The organism is Haloquadratum walsbyi J07HQW2 (genome assembly GCF_000415985.1).
GTDB classification, from domain to species: Archaea; Halobacteriota; Halobacteria; order Halobacteriales; family Haloferacaceae; genus Haloquadratum; species Haloquadratum walsbyi_B.
This window is the reverse complement of record NZ_KE356561.1, coordinates 3441680-3452696: the sequence shown is the minus strand read 5'-3', so window position 1 is coordinate 3452696 and position 11017 is coordinate 3441680. Positions and strand designations below refer to the sequence as shown.

The 11017-nt window shown below is 45.2% G+C and carries 7 protein-coding genes and 3 pseudogenes; 6 read left to right on the top strand and 4 right to left on the bottom strand.

Features of this window, described 5'->3' with window-relative positions; all coding sequences use genetic code 11:
• Nucleotides 1-474 (bottom strand): annotated as a pseudogene (locus J07HQW2_RS16000) (PhoU family transcriptional regulator); the annotation flags it as partial.
• Between the two features lie 305 nt (nt 475-779).
• Between J07HQW2_RS16000 and J07HQW2_RS15995 the strand changes: the two are divergent.
• The 4 genes from J07HQW2_RS15995 (at nt 780) to J07HQW2_RS15980 (ending at nt 5266) form a co-directional block, all read left to right on the top strand.
• The gene (locus J07HQW2_RS15995; RefSeq protein ID WP_021056711.1) at nt 780-1796 is read left to right on the top strand and encodes a phosphate uptake regulator PhoU; all 1017 of its coding nucleotides are present in this window, start codon (nt 780-782) and stop codon (nt 1794-1796) included.
• 1184 nt (nt 1797-2980) lie between these two features.
• Nucleotides 2981-3292 (top strand): DUF7344 domain-containing protein, encoded by a 312-nt coding sequence (locus J07HQW2_RS15990; protein WP_021056709.1) that lies wholly within the window; start codon nt 2981-2983, stop codon nt 3290-3292.
• A 591-nt stretch (nt 3293-3883) separates the two neighbouring features.
• The gene (locus tag J07HQW2_RS15985; RefSeq protein ID WP_021056707.1) at nt 3884-4210 is read left to right on the top strand and encodes a hypothetical protein; all 327 of its coding nucleotides are present in this window, start codon (nt 3884-3886) and stop codon (nt 4208-4210) included.
• A gap of 597 nt (nt 4211-4807) precedes the next feature.
• The gene (locus J07HQW2_RS15980) at nt 4808-5266 is read left to right on the top strand and encodes a hypothetical protein (RefSeq protein ID WP_021056706.1); all 459 of its coding nucleotides are present in this window, start codon (nt 4808-4810) and stop codon (nt 5264-5266) included.
• Between the two features lie 969 nt (nt 5267-6235).
• Here the strand turns inward: J07HQW2_RS15980 and J07HQW2_RS15975 are convergent.
• Nucleotides 6236-6862, bottom strand: a pseudogene (locus J07HQW2_RS15975) (MFS transporter); the annotation flags it as partial.
• A gap of 166 nt (nt 6863-7028) precedes the next feature.
• Between J07HQW2_RS15975 and J07HQW2_RS15970 the strand changes: the two are divergent.
• Nucleotides 7029-8339 carry a right-handed parallel beta-helix repeat-containing protein gene (locus J07HQW2_RS15970; RefSeq protein WP_021056701.1) on the top strand — a complete coding sequence of 437 codons (1311 nt, stop codon included), beginning with the start codon at nt 7029-7031 and terminating at the stop codon, nt 8337-8339.
• A 364-nt stretch (nt 8340-8703) separates the two neighbouring features.
• Here the strand turns inward: J07HQW2_RS15970 and J07HQW2_RS15960 are convergent, their stop codons facing one another.
• A complete protein-coding gene (locus J07HQW2_RS15960) occupies nt 8704-9789 on the bottom strand; it encodes a GNAT family N-acetyltransferase (RefSeq protein ID WP_021056699.1) in 1086 nt (361 codons plus the stop codon).
• Between the two features lie 563 nt (nt 9790-10352).
• Nucleotides 10353-10461 (bottom strand): annotated as a pseudogene (locus J07HQW2_RS20145) (twitching motility protein PilT); the annotation flags it as partial.
• A 92-nt stretch (nt 10462-10553) separates the two neighbouring features.
• Between J07HQW2_RS20145 and J07HQW2_RS15955 the strand changes: the two are divergent.
• Nucleotides 10554-10973 (top strand): DUF5518 domain-containing protein, encoded by a 420-nt coding sequence (locus J07HQW2_RS15955; protein ID WP_048075746.1) that lies wholly within the window; start codon nt 10554-10556, stop codon nt 10971-10973.
• Nucleotides 10974-11017: the final 44 nt, after the last annotated feature.

Sequence of the window (11017 nt, the reverse complement as noted above, 5' to 3'; positions counted from 1 at the left end):
CGTCGTCGTGACTGTATCAAGACGTTCTAAAAGATCTAACACAGAGACACTAGCTTCATTCTCGGTTACTTGTGATCTATCGGTGAGCGTTGCTGATAATGTATTAATATCTGTCTGCATTCTCTTATCAGAAGCATGCTTAGTAGATTCAGAAACCTCTGTTTGTGTGTCACTTGTCTTATTGAAATTTGTTGTTGTCGTCTCTGAAGCTGTCTGATCATGAAGCCGTGATACAACGTCTGCAGACTCATAGACGCATTTATTATCAACGACGTAGGCTTTCCGAACAATATCATCAGTTTTGAGATCTTGTAATAATTCCGAAAGATACTGTTCTGAGATACCGACTCGGTCTGCAAGTGCTGTCTTTGTGGGTGGCGCCGTCTGATCAATTGTATCAATAACTTGAGCGAGCGTTGCATCACGACCTTGACGGGCAGTATCATGTGGTCGCCGCCACGTTCTATCAGACATAATTGCTAAATGATAATACCGAATGAAATAGATAACCTACAGACTGTACAGTGTAGTATATACTAATATTAGCTATGTATATACCTCATAAATCTTATACAGAGTAGCAATCGCTTGAACTTTTAATATCGCAATTTTTGCTCAATATCATCTTATATGACTGATATTGAGATTCTCATTATCTTTAGTATGCTCTATAGTCAAAGATAGTCCCTTATAACGAGAATATATCTATTGAACATTAATTAGTAGACAAGTCCACTCATATAAACTATAATGTAATCACACTTGTGGGTCTATAGTGTATGGAGACACGGAAGGTGCAACTCTCAGGCGGGACTACGTTTACAGTCTCACTCCCAAAAAAATGGGCGCAAGAACATGGTATCGGTTCAGGGTCCGTACTTGAACTCCACCCAAGTGGTGATGGGTCACTCCTGATCGAGGCAACTGCTGATCGCTCTTGTGCGGACAGAGGTGTCACAGTTGATATCTCAACAATTTCAGAAACAGCCCTTCGACAACGGATTCTTGCATTACACGCTGTCGGATTTGATACTGTCACGTTGCGCGACAACGCCGGCAATGGGTATGAGCAAGCTCGTATCGTTGAGGAAACACTTCGAGAGTTGTCCGGATTTGAGTTACTTGAAGTCAGTGAACACCGTATCAAACTCACCAACTTAATTGATGCACAGAATGTTGATATTAAAAAAAGTGTGCGACGATTGCGGTTGGTGACAGTTGCGATGCATCGTGACGCTATTTCAGCGGTGATCGCCAATGATAGAAAACTTGCCGAACGCGTGATCGATCGTGACGATGAGGCCGATAAGCTTTTTCGAATGATCACACGTCACTTCCGCCGATCATTGACTGATTTATATGAAGTCGAAAAGCTCGCACTCGATCGAGATGAGTTATTCGAATATTATTATACTGCCCGGCAGTTTGAACGGATTGCAGACCACGCTGAGAAAATAGCTCGATTTACTCTCAGACCTGATGCTACTATCCCTGAGAGCTATACAGAAACGTTGTCATCGCTCGGTGACGCAACGCGAAGTATAATCACTGATGCTGCAGATGCTGTCCTCACTGATGGCGATATTTCAACAGCAAACACTGCAGTCACCAAACATCAGGATTTATCAACGCAACTTACACAGTTAGATCGCGAACTTTACGATCACGATATTCCGAATGAGGCGTATATTCTTGGATTGCTTCTTGATAGTCTGAAACGAAGTGCGGAATATGGGATAAATATCGCAAGTATTGCGATTCAACAAATCACTCGGGCAACAGTTGATACGTCCTGATGATCGTATCACGCACTCGTCAGTAATTTTCAAAAATATTCATATGTCTTATTGATGTTAGCTCCGCTTTACGATGATTGAGTCTCGTATGCGATTCAATAGTTTTCACCATTCGCTTGCTCTCAGAATCACATAAATAATACTCAAATTTCTGATCCCATCTTCAGTCTTTTTGAGTTCTGTTTCGCTTGTTGTTGTTTTCTGGGGAGTAGTATAATAAAGTCCATACTACAAACAGTGACATTTCAGACAGAATAACGCAAACCCAGATTATCGATGCGAATTATGCATGTACCGTCGACTCGCGTATCTACAGACATCAAGGCGAGTGTCTCGGGGCTTGTCCCCGAGGTCGAGGTACTTCACAGCCTATCCATTCTGCTGGTACCCCTAAGACGCAATCGCAACTTGGACATGTAATCAAGCTGGTATCTGTCTGTGTACTGCGGTCAATCGACTCAAGACCGTCGGCCGACTCAAACCAATCGTCATTCTGTGCATCCGCTGTGTACCCGCATTCAGGACATTTCGCCATGTTAGCAAACTCATCCTGGGATAATAATTAATCCTGTCGCTCACCCACTCGCTCTCTTCACTATTGAATTGAATTGAGTTGAGTTGAGTTGAGTTGAGAGTAGTATGCGATCATAACCGCGACTCCTGTATTCGTGTTTCCGGTGTCAAAATACCCATGTTGAGGACCTCTATTCTCTCTCACTGTTTTGAATATCAACCGTGAGAATATGCGGGCGCGGTCCGGCGAAACCATGACCACTGTCGGTATCGACCGGCGTCGTTGAGGCGGGAAAGTCGAGATAACAAAACCACCTGGAGAGTATTGCCGTTTGTAATCCGTTAACAGTTGCTAATCGAAAAATAATCTATTGAAAAAGTACCGGACTGCGAGGAGATCAAGGGCTCACAGACACAGTGCGTGACCGAATGGAAAACTCTCGGTGAGCCTGTAGTATAGGTCTATTAGCATCAACCTACGTACATGATTTAAACTATTAATATGCAGTGTCGAGAATTCGAGCTCCAGATGACAGATCGGTGACTGCACCCACCCAAATCAGTCGCGCTAGATGTGTGGCTATTGTAGATTCGCGCCTTGTGTAACATCTATAGGTGATATAGTACACTAGATACCCTTCGCTCCCGGCGCGAGTACTGCGTCCACAGGTATGAATTCAATCAATCTCATCAAGAGTGATGCAAAAGCTGCTCTTATCGTGATAGCACGGGATCTTGCCCGTGAAGTGACTGCTCTTGAGGAGGATGTATCAGTAGAATCTGCAACTGGAGAGTATTATCATAATGTCTGTACGTCGTTGATTCAGACTCATCTCCCCAAATTAAATAATATGGGTGTGATTAAATACAGTGATAGTCGCAAGACTGTTTCACCTGATCGAAATATTCTACCGCTCATCGTAGTGGTTACATTACGTCTACATCACCAGTGGCTCAGATGCTTTTCGACGACACTATTGTAGATACTTAGACTGCTAGAGGATTATCGTATAAGGATTCATCTAACGACTGGCGACATACGCAACTGTGAGATATGCAGTGACAGAAATCACCTCGCAGGGTAGCTGATCATTGTTCCTGTGTACATGAACTCGCCACTAGCCGTTCGATAATACAATTATTGGGCTGGACAGGTTCGTCACAATCGTAGCACTCAGCAAATACTCGTGTTTCATTATCAACCACATACTCCAGTAGTATGGTCTCCGCTGGGAGAATTCCTCCGCAGAACGGACACGTCCCGATGTCTGTCTTTTTGTCTGTCATATGAATATGGAGTTAGATGTGGATTATCTCCGGTCTAAATGTACATAGACATCATTGCGTCAAATAGTTACGCAAACAAGGATACAGCCAATCTAGTAAAAATCGCTGGTGAGATAGACGCTCAGCGAAAATCAAGCGATCATCTGTTGGGTTACATAATAGAAAGTTAGACTCAACATAGTACTGAGCAAAGCCGTTCCCACTGTAGCTCGAATATAATTAAATCAACAAATACACTTTTTCATCGCTTATTTATACATACATACCATTATATATCATATATATCAATGCTGTCTTTCTCGTCCAGTGCAAGTCAATCGTTAGATACTCATACCCTTGATGGGGTCAGATACACTGAGGATCAAACGCAGTTTGACCTTACAGTGTATGGTAGATTCGTTGAGGTAGTTGCGGGTGTCAAAGTTGCCGATGATCTCCCTGCTAAGGAACACTACCGAATTAGAAATCGAATTGAAGCGTTTATTCATGACGCAAAACGCTATGATATATGGACACCAGAATTGCTTGAAGTATACCCGAATATCGACTCGTTATCAGAGGTTACTGCACTCGCTCGTGCACTCCGACAACATGAAAAACACCACACTCTCTGATTAACTCAGTTGATTCGAAAATAAGTCCTGAATATATGCTGGTCAGGGCGTTTCTGGCTCACGATTCCAACGTCGGCAATCATGTATACTGATGTGCGACGACACGAGATGAACCGTCAGTCAGGACTTGATTTTTCGATACTTGTTATAGGTCTCGTGACGGGGTACTTTTTCTTCCAAACTATTATTTGACCGGAACTATCAATCATCTTCCTCATTGTGCTTATTCCCACTTCCCTGATATCTCGCTTATAAGATATTTCAGGGTGATTTGATATTTCAAGAATTTCAAGGGGAATTCAAGAGACAAGAACATAATCTGATGACCTGATGACTAGCGTATCGCTCACTCTACATTGTGTGCTCGTTTTAGTAGTATCAAGTTGGAATTAGTACAGCGATATCATTTAATTGGATCTCCATATTACAACAAAAATACTGACTTGAGGATCTTTAGAGAAATATACTGTAGTTGCACACATTCGGAGAGTTAGTCGTGTCATTACAGTAGTCAGGTATATTATGTTATATTATATCAGCTGAGAAATAAAAATAAAAAGTAAAGATATACTTATTGATAACTGTCTTGCGTCTATCATGTTTATTGGAGCTTCCGTATTTGATATCGATGTATCCGGACTGTTTCTAGGGGTTGGCGTGACGGCATCTGGATTATTTGCGATGATGAACGGAACCAAAGATTTGAATCGGGCATGGAAAGTATCCGCCACCGATTTAGTATCGATTAGTGAGGCTGTTGCGACTGATGAATTGGTTCAGATCACTGGGTCTGTTCAGCCATCACGATCGAGTAGTGTGATTGTCTCGCCAGTCCGAAATGAAGAGTGTGTAGCATATGAGTATCAAATTCGCTCTCAATTGAGCGATAATTCGACGAACATCGATTCTGGGATCAAATATCATCCATTTAATAATTCTGGTGGGACAGCAGAGACAGTCGTTGATCCGACTCAAAAGAAGACGGTCACTGGGGCTCATAGAGTATCAAAAAAATTGATGTTGAGAGAGGTGACATGGATCCATCGGCTGATGTAAATGACTCAGGCAGTGTCCCAAATCCGATTGGGTTGATCAAGGGAACGATCAGTACTGGCGAGGAAATAACCGTTGTCGGAAAGCCAACCCGGCGTCAAATGGAGCAACCGAAGAGACTAGTATAGATGCAAATGCAGTTATGGCACCTGACACGGGTCATCTAAATATCATAGACACTTTAACAGGAACCACTGCAGTGAAAATAGGCGCTTGGGGTGTCCTTTTCTCAGTTGTTGGATCTGTGTTTTTGCTTGGTGGGTTAATCTTTCTTTTAAGAAATCTCGATAGTCCGCTGTGATGAGAATAATCTTCTATTCTCAATAGTGATAACGTCGCGAAACCCGGTTCCGGAACCGGTCAGGGGCGATTTGCTACACACAGCGGTGAAACAGTCAGTAGTCAACTGTGTCAATTGTCGCATAATGAAGATTCACGAAACAACTAAGAGTCTCTTTTCTGGATGTACGGGCTTCCTGATACTGATCACGAGTGAGTGCTCACTGTTTGAAATAGTGACATCGGTTGCATATCTGATAGCCGGTATCCATTCTACTAATATGCATAGACACAGGCGTTGAGATAGTCATTCGTGGCTGACGCCCATGCATACTCTGGTATACAGAGAGGGGGAGGGGTTTTCGCACAGTCTGGGCGAATATTGTGGTCTGCGCCAAGTCGATTGGGAATCAGGCTGATCAGTGAGCACCCGAGTTCTATGAGTTCCGTCGACCCCCGAGGGGAGGACACAGAATTGAGGGCTGACGAGAAAAGTTTAGTATAATCCGCCGATAGCGTGACTATTGCCTGTGTTTCAGGCATGGTTTCAGGCAGACCACTGTGGGGTTGAAGCTGAGAATTATACCAACTCTTGACGGTCATTACACCTACACCTCCCTCAGCGCTATCGTGGAGTGCAGTCGGTAGCGAGCCCTCTGTTCGCTCACCACAGAAAGTAGTAAAACAGTCGTCTTAGACGTAGGCTTCAAACTCCTCGCCGAAGGCGAGAAAGTATCCAGTCCCGACAACACCGATCACCGCCGCAATTGTAAACGCGATTTCTGGGCTCACAAACTCCTAAAGATAGCCACCACCTGCAGCACTTGGAATAACGACTGTGTTCTGTAGTAGATAGTACGTACCAGTCACGCGTCCCCCCTCGGCAGAACCGACTATCAACGCTTTATAACAGGATAGGCCGGCGAAGCGAAGCCCAGAAAACGCGAATATGAGGATCATCGCCCACGAGAGCGGCATCACCGGAGCAAGGATATCGAGACCATCTATAAGAACGACTGGGAAGAGAGAGTACGCTGCGAACCCAAGAGCGACAACCGGGTTAACTCCGATGCGTTCGGCAGCCTTCGCAGCTGGAGCCATTAAGGGAAGTGCAACAAACATCTCAGCATCAAGTAGGTACCCAAAGAACGCCTCTGGTGAGAGGTCAACGCTGTATGAAAAGCCTACCAGTGAAGTTGTCGTTTCGAATCCAACTTCGTAGAACTGCGTGATTACTAGTTTGACATCCTCCTGCGCCTGAAGACGCAGGTATTCTCCTCGAATCTGTATAAATAGCGGTTCGGTGGGGTGGGGGCGATCTAGGTCTGTATTTCTGTAGGTGAACGGAGAATTAGGCATTAGCGTTGTATTGACATTGTAGTGTCCAGATCAATACAAAGCACTCTATACCAATAGTGAGCATAATAGCCTAGTCCGGATAAATATTATATAGGGTTATTATCCGGTAGAAAGTGTCTCCAGTTGCATGTTACCAGACCGACAGGGCATCAACGATCGTATCGCAAGCGCACAGTCAACACGGCGGCTGTTTCTCGCCGGACTCGGAGTGGCGGCTGGTATCGGATCACTTAGTGGTACTGCCACAGCACAAGCAACCGGACTTCCTCAAGAGTCTGGAGCAATTCTGTATGTCGTCCGCATTGAGCGTAGTCAGGCCGTAGAATATCAAGTTATTGACGGAGACGGAAATAATGAGTTATTTACCACCCAGGGAAGCGCTGACGAGGCTTTCCAGCGGGCGTTTGACGAATTGAACGATGGTGGTACTGTCATCGCCAGCGATGACACATTTCAATTCGAGGCAGCGGCAACAATGGGTGATGACACCCACCTAGTTGGGCAGGGCAGTACTCGCTTTGTCGTTACCCCGACTGGAACCAGAGATGACCCTTTCCCTACCCCATCTCAAACTAACCCACTTCCAACAGGTCACGACCTGATTCAACTCCGTGGCGACAACACCTCAGTCAGAAATATTACCTTTGACGGAGCCGGCACACAACTAAACAATCAAGCCGTGCAAGCTGATGATTGCACAGGCGTAACTATCGCGGGTAACCGCACCCTGAATGGCTTTCAGTTCGCACTGTCAATCACTCGCAGTGAGGATGCCCTCATCACAGACAACGAAGTCCTGAATCCAAATTGGTACGGTATTACCACCCGCGGCGCGCCAGCCGGGAGCGACATCGACCTCCGGCAATCGAGTGACGTGACCATTGCTCGTAATCGCGTTTCCGGTATGAAATTTAATAATATCGCTCCATACAATGTCAGCAACTTTCTTATCAATGAGAATGTTGTTTTTGACGGCGGTCATAGTCTTATTGCTTGCTCACCCGCACAGCAGGGAGCCATTGTTGGGAACATGTGTCGTGGTCTGAATACATTCGCGGCTGATCCTGGAGGCGAAGCTGGTATCGAGATCGAATATAAAGAAACGCACCTTCGCGAGGAGGTGACAGGAACCCAACGTGCCCGCTCGTATGATATTACCATTACCGGCAATGAGATAGACAACTGCCCGGTCGGCATTCTTGCCCGTACCGTTCCTGCCGACGCAGAGGATCAGGAGGCTCGCGAAACAGCCAGATCCCATAGTTTCACAATCACGGGGAACACTGTCAGCGATGCCACCGATGCCGGTATTCGTATCCGCTCAGGCGCAGACGGCGTCGTTGCAACCAACACGGTTCGGGGAGCGAGCACAGCTATCGATATCACCGATGAATTCACGACAGGGATCCAGCAGGGTCTGAACGTTACACGAGAGTGAAGCAGATAGAATCATCGCAACTACCTGCTAGTTATGTTTGCGTTTGGGTCATTTTTCATCTGACGATGGATCCGTTATATATCAAGGTGAGATATTGAACAATTCAATACTTTGAATCTGATTTGATGACTGGACATTTGATTGTCGGGGATAGACAAACGCTGGTGCTTCGGTTGTCCCCTTCGGCACGTATATTATTGAGTAACCAATCGATAGAAATGATAGCAGAATTTCCCGTGTTGAAATGGTACAATTATGAATTGAGAGTGCTTGTGGATCGGCTTTTATATCGCTAGCAGTGTATATCAATTGAAATAAGATCATCAGCTGGTCGTTATATACATAATAAAAGTACCTGAGAGGATTAGCTATATTTCTCCATCCAGAGGCGATGCAGGTCGGCTACCTGCGTGAAGATTGTGTGTATGGTGGCATCCTTTTGCTGAATTGAGGGCATATTGGCTTTTCCAATCTCAACCTTCGGAAGGTCTCTGTCATCTGAATGTTGGATATATATGACCGTCTTATTGAACACCCCTGCTGGCATCCCGATATCATTGTTCTCCATCAGAGCTTGCATGTCTGTGTCGTCTTTTTGAAGATAAAATACTGCGGTGTATTCGCTTTTGATTCCCGCTTTTTCTCTAATCGTCTTTGGTGTAAATTCATTTGCAGGTATCCGATATATATGATCCAATTCGGTATGATTTTCTGATTTCTCTCGTGAGTGTGCTGAATATGGATAAATATCGGCTCTTCCATTATTTGAGTCAATATCTATCTGAACGGTCACTTCTGTTCCAGTGAGTGATGACGTTTTATCAGTGGTGCTCACCGTAAGTCTGAGCGTCTCAAGTGCGCGTTGCATTCGCTTATCTCCGACGACTTCCATCTGTGTGCTGTCCATCATGAGTATCTCACCAGTTGTAATATTTCTACACTCAGTCGTAGAAGAATCGGACGTCACATTGTATATCTGTGGTACGAGAGCTGTTGGTCGCAGACCCAACTTCTCACTCCAGATGTACTGTGAGCCAGTCGAGACATAATTTGTCCCTGTGCCTATCGACCAGTCATTGTTATCTTGTGTTTTGATATCTCTGAGACTTCTTTCACGCAACGAGAGACCAATTCCTTCTCCTTGGTATGCTGGTCGTATCGAGAGTCCCTCCGCTTTATACCAAAGTGGTTCAGTATGCTCTCTGGAGAGAAGTGCAACGCCTATGGCGCGTTTATCTTTTTTAGCAATGTAAGCACTGTTACCTGCACTCGCAACGAATGTATGAATAAAGTCTTCGTGAAGTCTCTCTTCTGAAGCATAACATATTCCATACCCCTCATGACTGTTCCAAGCAGCCTTGTATATCTCTGGGATTTGCTCACTATACTCCCTTGCTTCAGTCGACTCAGTTATCCGCTTAATATCAATGCTGGATTGGGTATCTTTCATTCTTGAGTCTTTCTGGATAACTGAATTGGATTCGATTTCTTTTTTCCTCGAGTGTTCTGTCTGAGAGACACTAATTGGCGTGTCAATCTCACTTTGCGTCCTGCCTTTGAAGCCGGTGATTCGTGATCGTTTTCGGTGGCATAGAAAATGTGCAGATTATGAATGTGATCATATGGACACTCTGGATGTTTGTTCTCAACTCAAAGTTCTATGGATTTTAATCTGACTTTCACCAATAGCGCGGAATCCCCGCCCTCAGCGAGGGCAGTGAGCAAGGTTGGGAGGAGGCGCGTGCGATAGTTACTCAATAAAATTCATTTCCGACATAGAAGGATTAGTGATAGTCAACATGCAGGTTTCACCGACCGGTTGTGTTGAGTGAGTCTCTGTGTGAATCGCCTCGGAATCACATCCAAGCCCCAGAAATTCGTCTTGAGCTTATTTAAAGTTCAAGATCCAATAGAGGATTAAAGTCGATTACATAGTGACTGAGTAGATGGTTGAGAGAACAGAGTGGAAGGGAGTCGATGTCGGTTGTTGATCCGGTTCTTGAAGCGTTGAGAGATCCCAGAGAGTCCTGCAACCAACCCACAACCGGTCGATGTACGCAAAATTCGAGAGGGCAGTCGTGTTCAGGACACTCGGATTCGCCGGGATCCCGTTACACCGTATCAAAGATTCCGTCTAATCCCCGCTCTATCTAGGTCGTCTCAAGCTCAGAAAATCAGGAGTTCTATTATATGATGTTGCTTTCACGAGCAAATATGGCATCAAAGAGCCCTCACCGCTCGATTCCACAGGTTTGGCGCGTTGCGATTCTCGGAATGATAGCTGCACTACCCGCCACTGTGATAATCAACTGGCTTCCAAACTCCGAGGCGAGTATCGGTGGTGGGGTAATGATAATTGGGTCAATACTTGCTGGAGGCTTCGCGGCTACCCGCTCGGTAGAGCCGAGTGCTGCTGGACTCCGGACTGGGTTTTTGGGTGGTATGATTGCACTATCTGTATTTATTATCACAGAAGGCATGACATTAAGATGGTCTCTTAATTTGACTGTGTTCTTCCTCATCGCCGTTGTGATGCTTCTGTGTACATCGCCGTTTTTCGGCATGATTTTCGCTCGAATTGGTGGCTGGGTAGCAAACACCGTCGCTGACAGCAGAGCCAAACAAGCATCGTGACCAACCAATAACGAGATTCCTCCAGTGCTGTATACGTGGCGTGG

What these genes read in the sequence shown, in the direction of transcription:
- J07HQW2_RS15955 (WP_048075746.1), top strand. Translation starts at nt 10,554, where the DNA reads ATGGCATCAAAGAGCCCTCACCGCTCGATTCCACAGGTTTGGCGCGTT.
- J07HQW2_RS15970 (WP_021056701.1), top strand. Translation starts at nt 7,029, where the DNA reads ATGTTACCAGACCGACAGGGCATCAACGATCGTATCGCAAGCGCACAG.
- J07HQW2_RS15990 (WP_021056709.1), top strand. Translation starts at nt 2,981, where the DNA reads ATGAATTCAATCAATCTCATCAAGAGTGATGCAAAAGCTGCTCTTATC.
- J07HQW2_RS15995 (WP_021056711.1), top strand. Translation starts at nt 780, where the DNA reads ATGGAGACACGGAAGGTGCAACTCTCAGGCGGGACTACGTTTACAGTC.
- J07HQW2_RS15960 (WP_021056699.1), bottom strand. Translation starts at nt 9,789, where the DNA reads ATGAAAGATACCCAATCCAGCATTGATATTAAGCGGATAACTGAGTCG.
- J07HQW2_RS15980 (WP_021056706.1), top strand. Translation starts at nt 4,808, where the DNA reads ATGTTTATTGGAGCTTCCGTATTTGATATCGATGTATCCGGACTGTTT.
- J07HQW2_RS15985 (WP_021056707.1), top strand. Translation starts at nt 3,884, where the DNA reads ATGCTGTCTTTCTCGTCCAGTGCAAGTCAATCGTTAGATACTCATACC.